The organism is Halopiger xanaduensis SH-6, from assembly GCF_000217715.1.
In the GTDB taxonomy this organism is placed as follows: domain Archaea; phylum Halobacteriota; class Halobacteria; order Halobacteriales; family Natrialbaceae; genus Halopiger; species Halopiger xanaduensis.
The window spans coordinates 1249846-1270279 of sequence record NC_015666.1 but is presented as its reverse complement, the minus strand read 5'-3'; the positions used below and the strand labels follow the sequence as shown (position 1 = coordinate 1270279).

The following is a 20434-nucleotide window of genomic DNA, read 5'->3' as shown; positions in this document are numbered from 1 at the left end:
CGGAGTTTCTATAGCCCCCGCGTGGTACGCGAGTTTACCCCTCGCCATGACCGAGTGTACGCTCTGCGGGTTGCCCGCCGGCGATCGACCGGTCCGCGACGACGCGGTCGAGGGGACGTTCTGCTGTCGGGGCTGTCTCGAGGTCCACCGCGCCGTGGAAGGTGCGGAAGCTGAAGACCGAAACGAGCCGGCTGCTACCGACGGAAACCCCGCCGAGACGCTCGAGGCGCTCGAGAGCGGCGCCGTCGACGACGGTGACGACGCCGTCGCCAGTAGCACCGCAAACGACGACCTCGAGACCGCGTTCCTCGAACTTGAGGGGATGCACTGTACGACCTGCGAGCGGTTTCTCGAGCGGATCGCGACCGATACGGAGGGCGTCCGCGGGGCGCAGGCGAGCTACGCCACCGAGATGATCCGACTGCGGTACGATCCCGACGCGATCGACCGCGAGGAGCTGCCGGCGGCGATCAGCGGCTTCGGGTATCAGGCGCTCGAGCCCGACGCCGACGCGGACGAGGCGGGCAGCGGCTTCGCTCTGGGCGAGTACCGGACGATCGTCGCCGTCCTGCTCGCGATGCCCGTCATGGCGCCGTACCTGCTGTTCGTCTACCCGACCTACCTCGGAATCTACCCCGAATCGTTCCTCTACGGCTCGACGATTCGGACGATGGTGTTCGTCCCGCTGGTCGTCTGGAGCACCCTCATCGTCCTCGGGCTGGGGTATCCGATCTTCAGGAGCGGCTACGTCAGCCTCGCCGTCCGGCGGCCGAACGTCGACGTGCTCGTCTCGGTCGCCGTGCTCGCGGCCTACGCCTACTCGATCGCCGCCTTCGCCGTCGGCTCGAGACACCTCTACTTCGACGTCGCGGTGATGGTCCTGGTCGTCGTCACCGTCGGCGAACGCCTCGAGACGAGCGTCAAGCGGCGGGCGATCGACACCCACGCGGAACTGGCGGCAGCCCGCGAGACGACCGTCCGGTTGGTGGTGGAGGACGGCTCGCTCGAGGAAGTCTCGCGGGAGGCCTGCGAGCCCGGCGATCAGGTGCTGGTCAGCGCCGGCGATCGAATCCCCTTCGACGGGACGGTCCTCGAGGGATCGGGGACGGTCGACGAATCGTTCGTGACCGGCGAATCGATCCCGCGGGCGGCGTTTGTCGGCGATCGGGTCGTCGGCGGGGCCGTCCTCACCGACGGGACCTTGACCGTCGAAACCGACGGGGACTCGAGCACCCTGGATCGGCTCGTCGAGTTGCTGTGGGAGGTCCAGAGCGCCGAGAGCGGCGCCCAGCGGCTCGTCAACGCCTTCGCCGTGGCGTTCGTCCCGCTGGTGGTCCTGCTCGCGGGGGCCGCCGCCGGATTCTGGCTGCTGGCCGGCGAACCGGCGGGGTCGGCGCTGCTGATCGGCCTCTCCGTGCTGGTGGTCTCGTGCCCGTGCTCGCTGGGGATCGCGACGCCCCTGGCGCTGGCCGCGGGGAGCGAACGCGCGGCCGAAAACGGCGCGGCCGTCCTCTCGGCGAACGTCTTAGAGCGGATCACGGACTCTGAGATCGTCGTTTTCGACAAGACCGGGACCCTGACTACCGGCGAGATGACGGTCGAAACCGTCGTCGCCGACGACTCGGAGCGGGTCCTCGAGTACGCGGCGGCCGTCGAATCGCGGTCGAACCACCCGATCGCGGCGGCGATCGTGGAGGCGGCGCCGTCGGGTGGAGTGCAGGAAGGGGACCGCGAGATCGCCGATATCGAGCGCGAGGCGCGAGCCGTGTCGGGGACCGTCGACGGACAGCGGATTCGTGTGGGACATCCGGCGTCGTTCCGTGGTAGCTCGGAACCGGCGGACGAATCCGCGGGCGGTGCTCGAGCGTGGACGGTCACCGACCGCCTTGCGGAGGCCGTCGAATCCGCTCGAGAGGGAGGCTGTCGACCGATCGCCGTCGGCTGGGACGGCGCCGTCCGCGGTGTGATCGCGGTTCGAGACCAGCCGCGGGAAAACTGGGAGCGCGTCGTCAGCGAGGTGGCCAGCGCGGACGACGCGCGGCGGATCGTCGTCCTCACTGGCGACGACGAGCGTGCGACCGGCTGGTTGCAGGAGCATCCCGACGTCGACGACGTCTTCGCCGGCGTCCGTCCGGAGTCGAAGGAGGCCATCGTCCGCCGGCTCCGCGAGGACGGCACGACGACGGTGATCGGCGACGGGACCAACGACGCGCCGGCGCTGGCCCGCGCCGACATGGGTATCGCCCTCGAGAGCGGCACCGATATCGCGATGGACGCGGCCGATATCGTCGTCCGGGACGACGACCTCGAGTCGATTCCGGCAGTGTTCGAAGTCTCGCGCGCGACGCGCCGGCGAATCCGGCAGAACCTCGCGTGGGCAGCGGGCTACAACCTCGTGGCGATTCCGCTGGCGATGGCCGGCGCGATCAACCCGCTCATCGCCGCCGCGATGATGGGCGCGAGCAGCCTCGTCGTGGTCTTCAATTCGGGCCGCGGAGCGGTTCGGGGTCGCCGCGCCGGGGCGGACCGGTCTCGTCAGTGGGGCCCGCGTGCGGCTGGCGACGCTCGAGACGGTCGGTCCCCCGACGGACCGCGAGACGAGGCGGCCGGATAACTACCGGGTGCGATGTCGCGGGGTAATCGTACATGTACGGCAGGGGCCAGCGCGTCCGAGCGGGCGCGCTCGAGCGATTCCGAACTCAGAATCGGTGGTTGACTGGCTTCAAGCGGCGGCTCGAGCGGTGAACGTCTGACTGGCGTCAGACACACGTCAGAAAAAGACCACCGGTGTTTATACGTCAGAATGTGGCAGCGGTGTGCATGGATGGGGAGCAATCCATCAGTCTGCACGTAATCGAAGCGGTCGCAGCGTACGAAGGCGTCGAACCCGAAGCCCTCCGGTCGCCGCTACACTCGGCGATCGATCCCGACGCACTCGATGCGCTCTTCCGGTCGGCCGACGGCGAACAGGGCGCCGTTTCGGTCGAGTTCACGTACAAGGGGTATCGAATTCAGGTCGACGGACCGGACGCGATCACCGTCAGCGAGCCGGCTCGAGAGGCCGATCCGCAGAAGGAAGCCGTTTGAATTCTCGTCGCGTCGCGCGACGCGATGGGCCGCGGTCCGATCGGTGAAACCGAGTAGCCTAGCGGTTCTCCGACGGTGACAGGTCGTCGGCCCACGCCGCAGGGAGGATGCGCAGCAGGCCGTCGGTCGCGAGCTCGTCGGTCGTCACGAACAGAATGTCGTCGCCGCCGGCGACGGCGGTCCCGCCGCCGAACACCCCGTCCCAGTGGTCGAGGACGGCGTCGGGGATCGGGAGCTCGCGAACGTCCGCGCCGATTTCGCTGCTGGCGACGTAGTCCACGCCGTCGCGGCCCTGGATCGCGTCGAAGTCTACGGCGACCAACACCCCGTCGTCCCGGTCGCGGATTCCCCAGAACGCCTCGCTCGAGTGGGCCAGATAGCCCTGGTTGAACGCCCGCTGTGGCGCCGGGACCTCGCGGCTCTGCCGGTCGAGGGCCGCCTCGCCCAGCCGGTCGATAGCCTCGGTTTCGGCGCTATCGCCGGCGTCAGCGCCCTCCTCGGCCGTCGACTCGTCGCTCGTCCCTTCTTCGGTACCGACAGCCCCCGTTTCGCGGTCGGTCGCTTCCGTTAGATCCTCGCTGTCGACGCCGGTATCGGCGATCTCGCGCTGGTCGACCGACGTCGACTCGAGGTCAGGTTCGGACTCGAGCCCCGATCCTACGTCCTCGACAGTCGGGGACGTGTCCGCGACGTCCGCGGCCGCGTCGCCGGCAGCGCGGTCGTCCGTCCCGACGCCGCCGGCCTCGTCGATTGCACCGACGTCGGGCCGGGTGTCTCCCACGTCGCTTTGCTCGACGGGGGGCTCCTCGCCGCGACTGTAGGACCGCCGCTGGCCGATCGCGGCCCCGACGAACCCGGCTCCCAGAATGAGCCTGTTAAGCCCGCGCTCGCGATCGCCGGCCACGAGCGCTCGGACGCCGCTGAGGAGGCCCGCCCCGCCGATGATCGCCGTCACCGTGCCCGATTCGACGCCGCGCCGGAGCGGCGACGTCGCCCTCGAGACATATTCGCGGCCGCGTTTCGCCGCGGTTCGTGCGGTATCGGCTGCTGACTCCGGCTCCGGTTCCGGTTCCGCTCGTGCGCTGGGATCGGTCTGGTTCACACCGATCTATTCGGTCGCGACGCACAAATCCTCACTGCGCACCTACCATAGAGATGAAGGGAATGACATCCGGTTGCCGCTGAATCGGCGCTCCGTGTCTAGCATCCACCAGCTATTGCCGACTGTCGGTCTCAATAGGGTCTCTCGTCTCGAGTACCAGTTCGAGTCTTCTCGGGTTTGAATGTCGGTGCTCGAGTTGTCGATATCTCGGCGCTGCTCGACTCGCGTGCATATTCAGGAAACACGTTCTATCGATGTGCAACCAAGGTTTTGAGGGAGAAGGAAAGGGATCTCAAGTAAATCACTCAAACCCGATCTGACAACAGAATTAACTACTATTTTCTGATTCAGAGGCCGCTTCAGGATCAAATTCAACATGTGTATCTAATATAGCTTTTCGATATCTGTTCTTCATTCTATATTCTTCGAGTTCGAGAATCACAGTCTCCAACTCTGATTTCAGATGTTTTATTTGAGATTTTAATTCCTCCTCTACTAAATCGGGGTTTTCAGCAATAATATGGGATTCTTCTTCGAGCATTATACGAGAATCATGTGGGTTTCGGTTAGCTGCCTCTTCATATTCAAAAATATATTCTAATTTATCGTATATTAGACTGAATTTTGAACATTGAAATGATAGACTGATATATAGATTAGGATCGTTAATCTTCGTTGCTTCATAGGCTGCAGTATCTGGTGATTGACCCTGGAAAACCATCATAGGGTTCTCATACTCGTACTCATTCAGGTCATCTTCCATCGTCTTGATCTTCAAATAGTTATCAATCATCTCCATATGAATTGCTGCAAACAAGGTACGTTTTTGATAAAGGGATCGACCGAGGATGATTGCAGTTGCTCCTGCCAAAGATGACAGGATGATCGTCACTAATGAACCGATATGCGGAAAAAACACCTCTAAAATAGCGTTGATATCGGTAAGTAGGTCAGTCATTTAGTAAATAAATAACCTCAAATTACAATATATTCTTTGGGCCCCATCGAGGACGGAACTACAACCAGAAAGGGCCAGCATCCTCTATTGTACAGGCGTAGTTGCCGAAAACAGGCTGCAGAATAGTGTTGCCACTACCGAGGCTATTTCAGCCACAGAACGAACACCAGTGAGGGCCCTACCGGATTCGAACAACGCCGACGGCTCGCGACGCTCGCCGTCGTCTCGTTCGAACCGTGAGGAGTCATTCCGCGAGCCTCGCGCCATGCTCGGCTCGCTCCATGGGCCCTAACGGATTCGAACCATTGACCACTCGGTTATGAGCCGAGCGCTCTAACCAGACTGAGCTAAGGGCCCGCTCGCACCCGGAAGAAAACGTGGCCGGCAGTTAACCCTTACTCTCTGCCGGTCTGGGTTCGCTCGAGGGTGCTCGCCGCCCGCCGAACCACCCCCACGAACACCCGGTGTCACATCCACAGCCGAACTGCCGCCGGCGACGGGCCTATGTGGCAGCCGACCGAACGACCGATAATGGCGGATCGGCGTCGGCTCGAGCGATTCCTCCGATCGAAGCTGCGGGAGGCGGGCGAGCAGTACGAACAGCTGCGCGAATCGACCGACGGGCAACTCGAGGAGGCCCGCGAGGCCTACGAGGTGGCGAAGAACGCTCGCGGGCTACCCTCGGACGAGGAGGACCGGGCGAAGATCGTCTGCCGGCGCTATGCCGAGCGCCGGGCGGCGATGCTCGACGACCAGTTCCGGCCGGCCTGCTACGAGGCGGGCCACCCCGACTGCGAGGGGTGTGCCGAGGACGTTCGCGAGGGCCGGATCGAAACCTGGGAGTGACCGTCGCGCTTCCAGTAGCTAGACGGGTTCGATCTCCGGAGCGGTTCTCGGAATCGAAGCGGATGATTCGGGAGGGACACCACCACGCCGAACCGGTTCGCTGTCAGCGCGCTTCGCTTCCCTCTCGACAAAACCTCGAGCTCGAGCGCGCGGAGTTGCGACGAAAACCGGTCCCGTCACGGCGGGTGCTCGACCCGCTCTCAGGTCGTCCGCCCGCGGGAAGCGGACACTTCTTCGTCCGTCTGCGTCGCCGTGTCCCCCAATTCGTCGGAAAAGCCGGCGTCCGATTCTCGACCGGGCGTCGGGCCGTCGCGACCGATCACTCGGGACCCGCGGGGTCGGTCTCAGCGGTGCCGTCGCCGTCGGACGGCCACACCGCCCAGACGACGATCGCGAGCACGATCGCGAGACCGAGGACAACCCCCTCGAGGACCGAGAGTTCGATGCCGAACCACGAGAGCGCGGTGCGGAGTTCGACGACGATCGGGATGACGATCGCCGTAACGACGAGGAGGCCGGCCTTGGAGATGCGCATCTACGGAATCACCCCACGGACGGTCTCGAGGACGGTCGTGGTATCGGGGACGAGCGTGAGCTGTCGCCCGTCGATACCGGGACCGAACAGGCCGCCGCTCTCGACGATGCTCGCGAGCGGGAGCGTGTACGCGAAGATCACGAGGACGATGGCGATGGCGGTCCAGAGCTTGAGGTTGTCGAGGATCGCCGGCGCGTCCTCGGGACCCGAGAGCGTTCCGGCGTAGGTGTTGTCCGGAATCGCGGCGCTGGTCCCGTCGCCGTTGAACGACGTCATGATCATGTTCAGGAGGAACAGGGCCAGCGAGACGGTCAGGATCGCGGCGCCGAGGGCGACCTGGGCGTTGATCTCGCCGACGGTCCCGGCCGCGGGTTCGAACGCGAAGTTCTCGTACTGCGGTTCGGCGGTCCGGCGGGGCATCCCGAACAGCCCCGAGCGGTGCATCGCGTTCGACATGAACGTCATGCCGATGAACCACAGCAGGACTTGGCCCAGCGCGACCGAGCGGTTCCACAGGGCCTTGCCGGTCACCTGCGGGATGAACCAGTAGGCCGCGGCCATGAACGTCAGCGCGACGGCGGTGCCGACGGTGAGGTGGAAGTGGCCGACGACCCACCAGGTGTTGTGGACGAGGTAGTTGATGTTCATCCCCGCGTTGATCATGCCGGAGAAGCCGGCCGCGGCGAACATCAGGCCCGCCAGCGCCATGCCGGTAAAGACCGGGTCGCGCCACGGCAGCGCTCTGAGCCAGCCGAAGTAGCCCTCGCCGCCGCGCTGGCGCGCGCCGTGTTCCATGCTTGCGACGACGGTAAAGGCCGTCAGCAGGCTCGGCAGCAGCAGGAACATCGTGTTCGTCATCGCGATGAACTTGTACCCCTCCGCGATGCCGGGGTCCAGATACTGGTGGTGGATGCCGAGCGGCGTCGAGAGCAGCAGGAACAGCACGAAGACGACGCGCGCGAGCGGGTCGCTAAAGAGCTTCCCGCCGGAGAGCTTCGGCAGCATGATGTACCACATCATGTACGCCGGCATCAGCCAGAAGTAGACGACCGCGTGGCCGAAGTACCAGAACAGCGTCCGGGTCAACAGCGGGTTCACGGAGTCGACGACGCCGAGCGACCACGGCAGCAGGAAGACGAGAATCGACAGGGCGACGCCGAACGTACAGATGTACCAGAACAGCGTCGTCGTCAACACCATGAACGTCGGCAGCGGGATCCGCTCGTCGGGGTTCTCCGCCCGCCAGGCCCACCACGTCCGGAACCAGTCGACGCCGGCCAGCCAGGAGCCGACGACGAACAACACCAGTCCGAGGTAGAACAGCGGGTGTGCCTGCAGCGGCGAGTAGAACGTAAAGAGCACGTCCGCGTACAGCTCCGAGCCGAGAATCGACGGCGGTTCCTCGAGGAAGCCGGCGAAGATCGTGACGCCGACGAGCACCGTGCCGACGACCATCATGGCGTACCACGACCAGGTGAAGCGGGTGTCGACGACGCCCCGCTCGAGGCTGGTCGTCACCGCCCAGGTGAAGACCCCCACGAGGAAGAAGATCGTGAACGTGATCGCCAGCAGGACGCCGTGGGCGGTCAACACGGTGTAGTAGTCCGCCGACTCGATGAACCGGAGGACGTCCGTCCGGTGGAGCGCCTGTACGAGGCCGAGCAGGCCGCCGATAGCCAGCGCGAGGAACGAACTCCAGAAGGCGGCCTTGATGACCTTCGCTTCCGCGGGGAACTGATCGACGTAGGCGTTACGCATCGCCGTCACCTCCGTCTCCGCCCGCAGAGTCGTCGGTCCCGTCGTCCGACCCGTTCACCGCCGAGAGCGTGCCGCTTTCTTCCTCGTCGTCGACGGTCATTGTCCAGTCGTGGTCGCCGTCGCCCAGTTCCGCGGTGTCGACCGCGAACTCGACGGACTCGCTGCCGGCGCCCTCGATCGCGACGGGTTCTTCGTACTGCTGGTCGCCGATCTCGAGGGCCGCGGTCGTCTCGAGGTCGGTCTGCATTCCGTCGCTGACGGTCGCGTTGATCGTCGTTTCGTTGCCCGCCTCGACCTCGTCGGGGGCTTCGACGTCCAGTTCGGTCATGTCGAACTCGTCCTCGGGAACGACGTTCAGTTTGCCTTCCATGTCGTGGTGACCTGCGCCGCAGTACTCGTTACAGAGGATGCCGTACTCGCCGGGTTCGTCGAACTCGACGGTCATCTGCGAGACTTCGCCGGGGATGACCATCGTGTTGATGTTCGTGCCGACCACGGAGAAGCTGTGGGTCACGTCTCGACTCGTCACGTAGAACGTCACTTCGCTGTTTGCCGGCACGTCGATTTCCTCAGGGAAGTACGACCACGCCTGCGCGACGACGGCGACCTCGTACTCGTTGCCGCCGACGTGTTCGACGCCGGTGTCGCCGAACCGCTCGTGGTCGTTGATCTCGTCGGGGTCGATCGAGCCGCCGTCGTCGTCGACCATCGCGATTCCGGGCCCGACCGCGCCGTAGGTGATCGTCGCGATGAAGCCGACGATCAACACCATCGCCGCGACCAGCCAGATCTTCTCGTAGGTGTGGATGTTCATGCCAGCCCCACCACCGTCAGGAGCGACCCGACGACCGTCGGGCCGTTGCCGAGGAACTCGACGAAGTACATGAACAGCCACAGCAGTACCAGTATCGCGAAGTAGATCGCGATCAGGATCAGCGTCCCGATCGGATCGTACTCGTCGTGACCGAGCTCGCGCACGATATCGGGCTCGTCGGCACCCATATCGCGTGCCCGATCGGTTTTCGTCGATTCTGTCGCCGAACTCATACGGAGGGATAGGGAAGGGGGAATACTTACGATCCGACCGAAGTTCCCACGGATCGGGAAGTACGACGGGTCTTTAGGTAGTCGACACCCCCACTGAGCAGTATGACTCTCGAGACCGCCACGCCGCGACGCGTGGCCGCCGTCGCCTTGCTTGCGATCGTTCCGGTGTTCGTCTACGGGAGCACCCACTCCGCAGTGGCCGGCCTCGTCAGCGCGATCAACGTCCTGCTCATCTACGGGTCGCTGTACGTGGCCTTCTCGCCGGTCGAGGAATCACACGGACACGGACACGGACCCGCCGAAGGGAACGGAACCACCGGCTGAGTTCGAGCGTCCCGACTCGGCATCGTCTTCCTCGCCCTCGGCTCCGTCCCGCACCAGCGCGGGCTGCTGCCGCACGGCGTTGACCCGCCGTCACCGCCGTTACCGTTCACACGAGCTACCGACATGAGTCGAGACCCAGATCGTCACCCGGAATCACCTGCCCGCGCGTCCGCATCGGCTGTCGGTTCGGTGAGCGACGCCGACCCCGCCAGCGCAGCCGCCGAAGCGGAACCCGACGCCTGCGACCTCTGTGACCTCCGGACGCCGCCCGAGCCGATCACCGCGTCCGACGTCGACGGCACCTTCTGCTGTCGGGGCTGTCTCGAGGTCGCGCGAGCCCTCGAGCAGCACGACGACGCCCCCGAGGAGTCGGCGGTACGGTCGCGAGCCGCCGGGGACGAGACCGATGCGGACGGTCGCGACCTCGACGGCCTCGACGGCGAGGACGCCTTCCTCGCGGTCGAGGGCATGCACTGCTCGACCTGCGAGGCGTTCCTCGAGTCGGTCGCCGAGCGCGAGGCGGGCGTGCTGGGCGCGGCGGCGAGCTACGCGACGGACACGATCCGGATCGTCTACGACCCCGACCGGCTCGCGGCCGACGACCTCCCCGAGATCGTCTCGGGCTACGGCTACACCGCGACCGACCGGTCGGGCGCCGACAGCGACGCGAGCGACGACGACGGGCTCGCGCGGCTGCTGCTCGGCGGCTTCTTCGGCATGATGGTCACGGTGTGGTACGTCCTCTTTCTCTACCCGACCTACTTCGACCTCGAGCCGGTCGTCGCCTTCGGCGGCGACGAGCTCGCGTTTCTGTCCGCGAACATCTGGGTGTTCACGTCCGTTATCCTCTTCTACACCGGATACCCGATCCTCCGGGGCGCGTACGTCAGCCTCCGGGCGGGTCGGCCGAACATGGATCTGCTCGTCGCGACGGCCGCGCTCGGCTCGTACGGCTACAGCGCGGTCGCGATCGCCCTCGGGGAGAGCCACCTCTACTTCGACGTCACCGTCGCCGTCGTCCTCGTCGTCACCGCGGGCACCCACTACGAGCGGGCGGTCAAGCGCCGCGCGACGGGACTGCTCTCGGAGCTGACCGAACGGCAGGTCGACGAGGCCCGCCTCGAGAGCGGCGAGACCGTCCCGCTCGAGGCCGTCGAGCCCGGCGATCGGCTGCTCGTCCGCCCCGGCGAGCGGGTCCCCCTCGACGGCGAGGTCGTCGAGGGGACCGCGGCCGTCGACGAGTCGCTGGTCACGGGCGAGTCCCTGCCGGTCCGGAAGACCCCCGGGGACGAACTCCGCGGCGGCACCGTCGTCACCGACGCGCCGCTCGTCGTCGCGGTCGGGGACGAGGCCGAGAGCACCCTCGATCGGCTCGTCTCCCTGCTCTGGTCGATCCAGAGCGCCCGGCCCGGCGTCCAGCGGCTCGCGGACAAGCTCGCGACGGTGTTCGTCCCGCTGGTCGTCGCCCTCGCCGTCGGGACGGCCGCCGTCCTGCTCGCGACCGGTTCGAGTCCGTCGACCGCCCTCCTGGTCGGGTTGACGGTCGTCATCGTCTCCTGTCCCTGCGCGCTCGGGCTGGCGACGCCGCTGGCGATCGCCGCGGGCGTCCAGGCCGCCGCGAAGCGCGGGATCGTCGTCGCCGCGGAGGCGATCTTCGAGGACGCTCCGGACGTCGACGTCGTCGTGCTGGACAAGACGGGGACGCTGACGACCGGGCGGATGGCCGTCGAGGACGTCCACACCGTCGACGGGACCGACGGCGACGAGCTACTCCGGCGGGCCGGCGCGGTCGAATCGCTGTCGGAGCACCCGATCGCCGCCGCCGTCGCCGAGGCGGCGCCCGTCGCCGCGGCCGACGGGGGCGATCTCGAGGCCGAAACTGGCGAGGACGACGGCGACCTCGAGACCGGCGCCAACGGTTCTGCAGCCGCCGCAGCCGTCGACTCGTTCGAACGGGCCGACCGCGGCGTCAGCGGCGTCGTCGACGGCGACCGCGTCGTCGTCGGCCACCCCGACTACTGCCGCGAGCGCGGGCTGTCGGTTCCCGACGCCCTCGAGGCCCCGATCGACGACGCCCGCGCAGCCGGCCGGGTTCCGGTCGCCGTCGGCTGGGACGGCCGAACCCACGGGGTGATCGCGGTCGGCGACTCGGAACGCGAGGAGCTCGACGCGGCGCTCGAGACGCTCTCGTCGGGCCGCGAGGTCGTCGTTCTCACCGGCGACGAGGGGCCGACCGCCGAGCGGTTCCGCGCGGTCGACGGGGTCGACGAGGTCTTCGCGGGCGTCCCGCCGGAAGCGAAGGCCGAGACCGTCGACCGCCTCCGGGCGCGGGGGACGATCGCGATGGTCGGCGACGGGAGCAACGACGCGCCCGCGCTGGCCGCCGCCGACGTCGGGATCGCTATGGGCGGCGGGACGGAGCTCGCGACCGAGGCGGCCGACGCCGTGATCGTCGGCGACGACCTCGAGGCGGTCGCGGTGACGTTCGACGTCGCCGCGGGGACCCACCGGCGGATCCGCCAGAACCTCGCGTGGGCGTTCTGCTACAACGGGGTCGCGATTCCGCTGGCGATCGGCGGCCTGTTGAACCCGCTGTTCGCGGCCGTCGCGATGGCCGCGAGCAGCGCCCTCGTGGTGGCGAACTCGGCGCGGTCGCTCGGCTCGAGGGAGTGAGTCGTTCGGAATCCGGAGCCGATCGCTCGAGTGCTCAGTGCTCGTCTCTATCCGTCCCGCCAGCTTCGGGGCCGTCCGCGTCGTCAGCCGTCACGACCCGCTCCACCCGCCGGCGCTCACCGTCCTCGTAGACGTACGTTTCGTCGTCGGCTTCGCCCTCCGTTCGCCGGTGGCTGCCGTCGCAGAAGGGAAACGAGTCCGAGAGCCCGCACTGACAGACCGCCACGTCGCCCTTTTCGTCGTCGATATCGTCCGGATCGAGCTTTTTCGGGCCGGTGCCCTCGAGTTCGACGAGTCGCGTCATGGGCGCCACTCGGTGCCGGAGCGGCAAAAACGGTCGCTCGTGTTCGAAGTTCGAGCGACGACGGCCGCGGCCGGAACTCGAGTCAGTTCGAACGGCACCCGTCGCTGCGGGGCGTTCGGCCGCGTGAACGGCAAGATTCTTGGTCGTCGTCGCGCATTCCGAACGTGACAACAGCTATGAGTTCCTACGCCGTGGAGACCCCGACCACGATCGCGCTCGCCGTCGTCAAGACCCTCGTTCTGATCGTCGGCGGGGTCATCACGTACTTCGCGTACAAGGCCTACCAGCGGACGCGCCAGCGGCCGCTCGGCTACCTCGCGGGCGGGTTCGGCCTCGTGACGCTCGGGCTCTTTCTCGCGGGCCTGCTGACCGAACTGCTCGGGGTCACGCTCATGGTGGGCATCCTGCTCGAGAGTCTGCTGGTGCTGGCCGGCTTTCTCGTGATCGCCTACTCGCTGTACGCGACGTAACGTCGGCGTTCACGTTGATTTCTGCATCCCGCACTATTTTAATCCGCGGCCACGGACCGTGAACCAGACTATGGCCTACAACACCGCGACGAAGACCGATCCGGAATCAGTCGTTCCCGAAGACGCCGGCGGCATGTGGTTCCTCAAGGAGGAACTCGACAGCGACCAGGTCGGCATCTCGATCCTCGAACTCGAGCCGGGCGCCGACGGGATGGAACACGACGAGAGCGAGACCGGACAGGAGGAGATCTACTACGTCGTCAGCGGGACGGTCGAGGTCGCGCTGACCGACGCCGACGAGACGGTCACCCTCGAGGCCGACGAACTCATTCGCATCGATCCCGAGGAGAGCCGCCAGCTCTCCAATGTGGGCGACGAACGGGCGAAGCTCGTGCTGGTCGGCGCGCCGCTGTAAGCCGACAATCGCGTCTCGGTTACGAACAGTGATGGCAACCCCTAGGCAGCCGATTTCTCGAGTCGCGACGGATACCAGCCGCCGGTTCGGATTGAACGTCGTCGGGCAGCGTCTCCGTCTCGAGGCCCGCCCACTACACACGATCATGTTCGGGGCCGAAGCTTTCGGCCCGGAGTCGCTTCGTTCGAATACGCGGTTTAGGACGGCCTAAACCGGCGGTTGTCGGCAGCCGCGGGGCTGTCGTCCGACCGGGTAAACGGCCGTCTCGAGGTGACTACCGATGGAACACGTACAATTCGACCCGGACGCACGACTCGGCGACCTCGTCGCATCGAACCCCGAATACGCCCGCGTTTTCGAATCGCTCGACATCGACTACTGCTGCGGCGGCGCTACGTCGCTGGCGACGGCCTGCGAGGAAGCTGACCTCGCGCTCGAGCGGGTCGCCGAACGTCTCGACGGCGCCGACGGAGCGCCCGACCGCGAGCACGAGTGGGACTCCCCGACCCAGCTCGCGAACGTCATCGTCTGGGACCACCACCGACCCCTGCGGCGGAACCTCCCCGACCTCGAGGCCCTCGTGGAGAAGGTCGCCGACGTTCACGGCGACTCCCACCCGGAACTGCAGGAGGTCGAAAGCGAGTTCCAGGACCTCGTCGACGACATGTTCCATCACATCGACGACGAGGAACAGAACGCCTTCCCCGTGATCAAGAAGCTCGATACGGGGGCCGACCTGACGGCCGACGAGCGAGCGCGGATCGAGGACGAGATCGACCACCTCGAGGCGGAACACAGCGAGACCGCGGACCGCCTCGAGCGCATCAACGATCTCACCGACGGCTACGCGGTTCCCGAGGACGCCTGCGCCAGCTACCGGCGCATGCTCGAGCGACTGGAGAACCTCGAGCGGGACACGCACATGCACGTCCACCGGGAGAACAACGTGCTGTTCCCGAAGGCGGCGGACCTGCTGGCCGAGCGCTGACGGCTGTGCTGTGGTCGGCGACCGAACGGCTGCGTCGAGAGCGGCGACCGAACGGCCGCCGGCTCACTCCCAGTCGATCTCCTCGCCGCGGCTCGACTCCCGCAGGATGAACGGGCCGATCGCCAGCGTCCGCTTGGCCACGGTCGCGATCCGGAGGATGAAGGAAATCAACAGCAGGAACGGGACGACCGCGACGGTCGCGGCCGCCGCGACGATCCAGACGAACGCGTCGATCCCGAGGGCGGTTCCGCGCACGACGTTCGGCTCGAAAAAGAGGATCATCGACATCGTGACGACCAGCGCGGGGACGGCGACGTACATCATCGCCCGCGAGAGGTTGATCAGCTCCCACTGGAAGTACAGCGTCTTGAAGTGTTCGCGAGCGAGGCCGAACAGCTCGAGCGACTCGAGGAGGTCGTCGTAGGCGGCGTGGGTCTCCTCGGTGAACGAGTCCGCGTGGGCGTTTCGGATCCGGCGCAGCCGGAAGATCTTCCACGAATAGTTGTAGTCCAGCGCCGCCTTGAGCACGTCGTACGTGCCGAACTGGGCGTCCTCGAGGTCTCCTCGAATCGAGTCGGCGTGGGTCGTGACGTTGTCGACGAAGTCGTCGACGCGGTCGGCGAACTCCTCGTCGTGACCGTCGGAAACGGCGGCCCGGAAATCGTTCGCCCGCTCCTCGGACGCGGCGACGATGGCCCGCACGAACGAGGCCGGTTCCGGCGGGCTGATCGGCGCGTCGATCGACGACTCGACGTCCTCCCTGAAGTCCATCGCGCCGGAGAACCGCTCGCGCTGGTCCTCGACGGCGCCGAGCTCCTGCGAGAGCACCAGCGAGTTGATGGTGATGACGAGCGTCACCCCGGTGATCAGCGCGGTCACGAGGGCCTGAAAGACGGTCTCGATCGGGTCCCGTGCGCCGACGAGCGCCTGCAGCGAGACGGGGCTGAACCGAGCGACGGCGAGCAGACCGACGAAGACGAACAGCGCGAGCGCGGCCGTGACGAGCCACCGGTTGGCGTTCAACAGGAGCCAGTGTTTCGCCGTCGGTGACGTGCTGCGCTCGGCCATCGTGTCGCCGGGCTGGGAGCCGTCGTCGCTCATCGCTGGAGACCGAGGGTACCACGGACCGGCGGAAATAGCTACGGCCGGCGCGGCCCCGACGGCCGGCCGAGCGGTGCGGCGAGCGAGCGTCTCCCTCACCCGAGATCCTCGTCGCGCTCCGACTCCCGCAGGATGAACGGGCCCATCGCGAGCGTCCGCTTCGCGACCGTCGCGATCCGAAGGATGTAGACGATGAAGACGACGAACGGGGCGATGCCGACGACGAAGCCGGCGCTCGTAACCCAGACGAGGTTGTCGGCCCCGAGCGTCGTCCCGGGCAGCGCCTGCCCGTCGATGTACATCATCAGCAGCGCCATGACGGCGAGGGCCGGCACGGAGACGTACAGCAGCGCCCGCGAGAGGTTGATCAGTTCCCACTGGAAGTACAGCGTCTTGAAGTGCTCGCGGGCCGGGCCGAAGAACTTCAGCAACTCGATCATCTCGTTGAGTTCGTCCTCCGCATCCTCGGAGAGGTCGTCGCCGTGGTCGGCGCGGATCTTTCGGGCGTCGTAGATCTTCCGCGAGTAGTTGAAGTTCAGTGCGTTCCAGATCACGTCGAAGGTCCCGAACTGGGCGTCCTCGAGGTCGTCCTTGACGACCTGTGCGTTCTCGACGGCGTCGTCGACGTAGTCCGCGACCTTCGACTGAATCTCGTCGCCGTGATCGCGCGCCACCGTCTCCTCGAGGTCGTTCGCCTCCTCCTCGACGCCGTCGACGAGTTCGTAGAGGAAGGCGGCGGGTTCGGGCGGGGTCACGTCCTCCTTCTCGAGCGAGTCCTCGAGATCCTGACGGAAGTCCATGGCGTTCTGCATGCGATCCCGCTGGTCGCCGATGGCGCCGAGTTCCTGCGAGAGGACGAGCTGGTTTATCGTGACGACGATCGACGTGCCGGTGATGATCGCCCCGATGAACGCCGAGAAGATCCAGAACGTGCCGTTGTGCCGCGCGACGATTATCCGCAGGGGCGTGAGCCCCAGCCAACTGGCCCCGACCAGGACGACGAACACGATCGCCAGCACGGCCGCCGTGAAGAGCCAGCGATTCAACCGGAGCAACAGCCACAGTCGTAGACCGCCGACGCCGGCCCGTTGGCTCAACACGCCGCTCGAGTCCGAATCACTCATTCCCTGCGGGACGAACGACGGCGGCGAGTAAAATACCCCGCCCGGAAGGCGACAGGACGGGAAGCGGGCGACCGTCGTGGGACGCCCTCGGCGCCCTCGGATCGCCGATCGACCGCGTCCGTCAGTCCTCGCCCTCCACCTCGACGCGGGGCACGAACGGCCCGAAGTCGGCCGTCCGGCTCGAGATCGACGCGATGCGGAACGTGTAGACCAGGAGTACGATAAAGGGGAGGAAGACGAACGTGACGGCGCCGCTGACGACGAGCACGAGGACGGTCCGATCGCCGACGGCGCCGACGATCGCCGGGTAGGCCATCGTGAAGAGCCCGCCGCCGAGCAGCGTCGGAAAGCCGACGACTAGGAGGAGCTTCGAGAGGGAGGCCAGTTCGTACTGCATGTACAGCGTCTTGAACGTCTGGCGGGCGATCGCGACGTGGCCGAGCAGTTCGACGAGAAACTCGAGGGTCTCGAGGGCCTCGTCGGGGAGCTCCTCGGCGTGGTCCGCCCGGATCCGGCGGGCGGCGTAGAGGTGGGCGCCGTTGAAGTGGCCGAGCACCGACGACAGCGTTTCGAACGTGCCGAAGTCCGTCCCCTCGAGCGATTCGGTGACGATCGCTCCCTCGTCGGCGACCGCGTCGACGAAATCCTCGAGGCGCGCGGCGACCGCCGGATCGTCGATCCGGTCCGCGACCGGGCGCAGCGTCTCCGCGCGCTCGGCGACGGTCGCGACGATCAGCTGGAGGAAGTCGGCCGGCGCGGCCGGGCTCACGGATTCCCCGGTCAGTTCCTCGACCTCGCGGCGGAACGAGGCCATCCCCTCGAACCGGTCCTCGAGGTCGCCGGGCCAGCCGAGCTCCTGCGAGAGGACGAGCTGGTTGATCGCGAGCACGATCGTGATGAAGGGGAGCGTGCCGCCGACGATCGACGCGACGAGCGTCGTCGCGGTTCCCGGATCGGTGACGGGGATGTAGCCGGCGAGGCCGATGCCGGCGCAGGTGCAGAAGACGACGATCGAGAACGCCCCGACGAGCGCGTACCGGTTCCCGTCGAGGAGGATCCACCGCTTGATCGGCGATTCGCGGAGGCGCTCGTGCACCAGATCGCTCCGACTGACCGCCTCGTCGACCCGTTCGTCGGCGTCCATACCCCGCATCTCAACGACCGCGGGAAAAAGCGTACGCTCGGTACGGAGCGACTAGACGGACCGATCGCGTCCCGGTTGCGGTCGCGGCGTCCGGTCCCGCCCCGATCGCCGCTGCGACCGCGACCGCGGCGCTCACAGAGCGAGTTAGCTGCGTGCAAACGACGGCAACACTTGTACGACCGGCGCTGGTGTGTCGATCCGTATGAGCGAGTCCGACGGGAGCGCCGAGACGTCGAACGCGATGGTCGATCGCGTTCCCGGCGGCCGCCCGGTGCTGTGGTTTCTGGTCGAGGGGAACCGAGTCCTCGTGGCCGGCGCGATGCTCGCCGTCTCGTACGTCATCCTCGTCGCCCTCGGCGAGTTCGGTCCCGGCTCCATCTCGAAGCTGTTCGACCCCGCGCCGATCTCCGCCGTCTTCACCCCGACCATCATCGGGATCATCATGGGCGTCACCCTCGTGTTGACGTTCAACCAGTTCGTCCTCGCGGAGGAGCTCGGCCCGGTCGACGAGCAGCGCGAACGGATGGCGGGTGCGCTCGAGTTCCGGCGGGACGCCGAAGACGCCGTCGATCGGACGACCAGTCCCCCCGAACCCTCCGCGTTCCTCCGAGGGCTCGTCGAAGCGACCGGCGACCGCGCCGACGAACTCCTCGCCGCGCTCGAGTCGTCCCCGGACCTCGACGAATCGGTTCGCGAAGACGTCCGCGAGTACGCCGAGGGGATCGCGGTCGACGCCGACCGGGTCGCCGACAGCCTCGAGGGAAAGGAGTTCGGGCGGTTCGAGGTCGTCAAGGCTGCCCTCGAGTACAACTACTCCTGGAAGATCTACACCGGCAACCGAGTTCGCAACCGACACGAGGGGGCGCTTCCCGACGCCGTCGACGACGAACTCGAGGAGTTGCTCGAGGTGCTCGGGTTCTTCGGGCCGGCCCGCGAGCACTTCAAGACGCTGTACTTCCGGTGGGAGATCATCACCCTCTCGCGGGCGCTGGCGTACCTCGCGCTGCCCGCGCTGGCGGTCTCGGCGTACATGATCCTCGTCTTCGAGGTGGGCGACGTAACGGGGACGACGGCGGGCTTCGATCACGGCCTGCTGATCATCGGCCTCTGCTTCGCCGTCGGCGTGACGCCGTTTGCGATCTTCCTGTCGTACATCCTCCGGATCGTCACGGTTGCGAAGTGGACGCTCGCGATCGGCCCCTTTATTCTGCGGGAGACGGACCGCGGTTCGGACGTCGGATGGAAGTAGCGTAACGCCTACCGATCCTCGCCGTACTCCACGTCGAAGGGTCCTTCGTCGGGGTCTTTCTGCGGAATCATCGGGCCGACCGACGCGGTGCGGCGCGTGACCGTCGCGGTCCGCAGAATGTAGGAGACCAACAGCGCGAGCGGCGAGAGGACGACGACGATCAGCACGCTCACCACGTAGGGGAGGACGGCGGCGCTGACGCTCGGCCCGGCGAAATCGGCGTACAGGAGGCCGACGAGGATCGCCGACAGGATCGACGGCACCCCGCAGTAGATCGTCAACTGCGAGAACCGGGTGAGCTCCCGCTGCAGGTACGTCGTCTTGAACTGCTCGCGGGCCACGTTGAACAGCTTCAGGGAGCCGATCAGCTCGTCGAACTGCTCCGTCGCGGCCGGCGTCAGCGAATCGGCGTACTCGTTGCGCAGGTGCGTCGCGACGTACAGCTGCCAGGCCTCGTCGTAGTTGATCGCCGCTGAAACTGCCGAGAACGTCCCGAACGACGACTGCTCGAGCGTCTCGTCGACCCGATCGGCCCGCTCTCGAACACTGTTGGTGTACCGCGTGACCGTCTCGCGAACCTCACGGTCGTCGTTGTCCGCGACGGTGTCGGCGAGCTGGACCGCCTCGTGGCGGATCGATTCGATGATCAGATCGAGGACCCGGGTCGGTGCGGCCGGCGTCGCGGGGATGGCCGCTTCCGTCGCTACGTCCTCGCGGAAGTCCACGACGCTCTCGAACCGGTCGCGCGCCTTTCCCGCCGAACTGAACTCCTGGGAGAGGATGAGCTGATTGACCGAGACGACCAGCGTCACGAGCGAGAACGTCCCCGCGATCATCCCGCTGGCGACGCGCGTGACGGAGTTCGGATTGACGAAGTTGATAACCCCGAGTTCGTGCAGCGCGACGACCAGCGCGAAGATGACCAGCGAGACCAGTCCCGCGACCGCTAATCGATTCCCCTGAATCAGGAACCACTCGTGGAACTGCGTCACCGGCCCCGCCTGCCTCCCCACGTCGGCCCCGTAGGACTCGAGCGTCTCGTCGGTCTCGGTCTCGGAGGACCCCATACCGACACGTTCCACGCACCCGACAATAAGGGCCTGCGTTGCACACATCACCGGCGCGGAGACCGGTCCGCGGCACGCAGCGAGTCGACCGCCGCGGGTCGCTGACAGTCTCGACCGTTGATACGATCGCCCGTCCCGTTCCGAGACCCGCTTTCAGCGTTCAGGGCCTACACTGAAATGCGTCGGCGGTGTCGCGCTAGTACATGCTCGGTGAGGGAAACGACCTGTCCACGAGGGATCGA

At 66.5% G+C, this 20434-nt stretch carries 20 protein-coding genes and 1 tRNA gene; 9 read left to right on the top strand and 12 right to left on the bottom strand.

Annotated elements, in window-relative coordinates; all coding sequences use genetic code 11:
- Nucleotides 1-46: 46 nt before the first annotated feature.
- Together HALXA_RS06250 and HALXA_RS06245 are read left to right on the top strand one after the other, a co-directional pair.
- Entirely contained in the window at nt 47-2614 is a 2568-nt protein-coding gene (locus tag HALXA_RS06250) for a heavy metal translocating P-type ATPase (protein WP_013879469.1), read from the top strand.
- A gap of 206 nt (nt 2615-2820) precedes the next feature.
- Entirely contained in the window at nt 2821-3087 is a 267-nt protein-coding gene (locus tag HALXA_RS06245) for a HalOD1 output domain-containing protein (protein ID WP_013879468.1), read from the top strand.
- A gap of 58 nt (nt 3088-3145) precedes the next feature.
- Here HALXA_RS06245 and HALXA_RS06240 read toward each other — a convergent pair whose 3' ends face one another.
- From HALXA_RS06240 to HALXA_RS06235, 3 genes are all read right to left on the bottom strand, one after another.
- Entirely contained in the window at nt 3146-4189 is a 1044-nt protein-coding gene (locus tag HALXA_RS06240) for a hypothetical protein (RefSeq protein ID WP_013879467.1), read from the bottom strand.
- A 328-nt stretch (nt 4190-4517) separates the two neighbouring features.
- Nucleotides 4518-5147, bottom strand: coding sequence for a hypothetical protein (locus tag HALXA_RS21640; protein ID WP_013879466.1), 630 nt, complete (start codon nt 5145-5147; stop codon nt 4518-4520).
- A gap of 282 nt (nt 5148-5429) precedes the next feature.
- Nucleotides 5430-5504: transfer RNA gene (locus HALXA_RS06235), tRNA-Ile, on the bottom strand.
- Nucleotides 5505-5678: 174 nt separating this feature from the next.
- Between HALXA_RS06235 and HALXA_RS06230 the strand changes: the two genes are divergently transcribed.
- Nucleotides 5679-5993, top strand: coding sequence for a DUF7091 family protein (locus HALXA_RS06230; protein WP_049895213.1), 315 nt, complete (start codon nt 5679-5681; stop codon nt 5991-5993).
- Between the two features lie 319 nt (nt 5994-6312).
- Here the strand turns inward: HALXA_RS06230 and HALXA_RS06225 are convergent, their stop codons facing one another.
- The 4 genes from HALXA_RS06225 to HALXA_RS06210 are packed head-to-tail and all read right to left on the bottom strand — an operon-like array spanning nt 6313 to nt 9333.
- Nucleotides 6313-6528, bottom strand: a complete 216-nt coding sequence (locus tag HALXA_RS06225) for a hypothetical protein (RefSeq protein WP_013879464.1) — start codon at nt 6526-6528, stop codon at nt 6313-6315.
- Entirely contained in the window at nt 6529-8286 is a 1758-nt protein-coding gene (locus HALXA_RS06220; RefSeq protein WP_013879463.1) for a b(o/a)3-type cytochrome-c oxidase subunit 1, read from the bottom strand.
- The gene (locus tag HALXA_RS06215) at nt 8279-9100 is read right to left on the bottom strand and encodes a cytochrome c oxidase subunit II (protein ID WP_013879462.1); all 822 of its coding nucleotides are present in this window, start codon (nt 9098-9100) and stop codon (nt 8279-8281) included. Before HALXA_RS06215 ends, HALXA_RS06220 begins: the two co-directional genes overlap by 8 nt.
- Entirely contained in the window at nt 9097-9333 is a 237-nt protein-coding gene (locus HALXA_RS06210) for a hypothetical protein (protein ID WP_013879461.1), read from the bottom strand. The genes HALXA_RS06215 and HALXA_RS06210 overlap by 4 nt, the downstream gene beginning before the upstream one ends.
- Before the next feature lie 102 nt (nt 9334-9435).
- Between HALXA_RS06210 and HALXA_RS06205 the strand changes: the two genes are divergently transcribed.
- Both HALXA_RS06205 and HALXA_RS06200 read left to right on the top strand, forming a co-directional pair.
- Nucleotides 9436-9657 (top strand): hypothetical protein, encoded by a 222-nt coding sequence (locus tag HALXA_RS06205; RefSeq protein WP_013879460.1) that lies wholly within the window; start codon nt 9436-9438, stop codon nt 9655-9657.
- Nucleotides 9658-9780: 123 nt separating this feature from the next.
- Nucleotides 9781-12330, top strand: coding sequence for a heavy metal translocating P-type ATPase (locus tag HALXA_RS06200; RefSeq protein WP_083822827.1), 2550 nt, complete (start codon nt 9781-9783; stop codon nt 12328-12330).
- Between the two features lie 34 nt (nt 12331-12364).
- Here HALXA_RS06200 and HALXA_RS06195 read toward each other — a convergent pair whose 3' ends face one another.
- On the bottom strand, nt 12365-12634 hold the full coding sequence (locus tag HALXA_RS06195; RefSeq protein ID WP_013879458.1) for a CDGSH iron-sulfur domain-containing protein: 270 nt from the start codon (nt 12632-12634) through the stop codon (nt 12365-12367).
- Between the two features lie 176 nt (nt 12635-12810).
- Between HALXA_RS06195 and HALXA_RS06190 the strand changes: the two genes are divergently transcribed.
- From HALXA_RS06190 to ric, 3 genes are all read left to right on the top strand, one after another.
- Entirely contained in the window at nt 12811-13104 is a 294-nt protein-coding gene (locus HALXA_RS06190) for a DUF7521 family protein (protein WP_013879457.1), read from the top strand.
- A 70-nt stretch (nt 13105-13174) separates the two neighbouring features.
- Nucleotides 13175-13519, top strand: coding sequence for a cupin domain-containing protein (locus HALXA_RS06185; RefSeq protein ID WP_013879456.1), 345 nt, complete (start codon nt 13175-13177; stop codon nt 13517-13519).
- A gap of 280 nt (nt 13520-13799) precedes the next feature.
- Nucleotides 13800-14507 carry an iron-sulfur cluster repair di-iron protein gene (gene ric / locus HALXA_RS06180; protein WP_013879455.1) on the top strand — a complete coding sequence of 236 codons (708 nt, stop codon included), beginning with the start codon at nt 13800-13802 and terminating at the stop codon, nt 14505-14507.
- A 63-nt stretch (nt 14508-14570) separates the two neighbouring features.
- On the opposite strand, the gene HALXA_RS06175 is transcribed toward ric, so the two are convergent.
- The 3 genes from HALXA_RS06175 to HALXA_RS06165 form a co-directional block, all read right to left on the bottom strand.
- A complete protein-coding gene (locus tag HALXA_RS06175; RefSeq protein ID WP_013879454.1) occupies nt 14571-15608 on the bottom strand; it encodes a hypothetical protein in 1038 nt (345 codons plus the stop codon).
- Between the two features lie 95 nt (nt 15609-15703).
- Nucleotides 15704-16732, bottom strand: a complete 1029-nt coding sequence (locus tag HALXA_RS06170) for a hypothetical protein (protein ID WP_013879453.1) — start codon at nt 16730-16732, stop codon at nt 15704-15706.
- Nucleotides 16733-16853: 121 nt separating this feature from the next.
- Nucleotides 16854-17876: a hypothetical protein gene (locus HALXA_RS06165; RefSeq protein ID WP_013879452.1), complete on the bottom strand. Its 1023-nt coding sequence runs from the start codon at nt 17874-17876 to the stop codon at nt 16854-16856.
- Between the two features lie 202 nt (nt 17877-18078).
- On the opposite strand from HALXA_RS06165, the gene HALXA_RS06160 reads away from it, so the two are divergent.
- Complete coding sequence (locus HALXA_RS06160) at nt 18079-19125, top strand: hypothetical protein (protein WP_013879451.1); 1047 nt, start codon at nt 18079-18081, stop codon at nt 19123-19125.
- 8 nt (nt 19126-19133) lie between these two features.
- Here the strand turns inward: HALXA_RS06160 and HALXA_RS06155 are convergent, their stop codons facing one another.
- Entirely contained in the window at nt 19134-20192 is a 1059-nt protein-coding gene (locus HALXA_RS06155; protein ID WP_013879450.1) for a hypothetical protein, read from the bottom strand.
- Between the last annotated feature and the right edge of the window lie 242 nt (nt 20193-20434).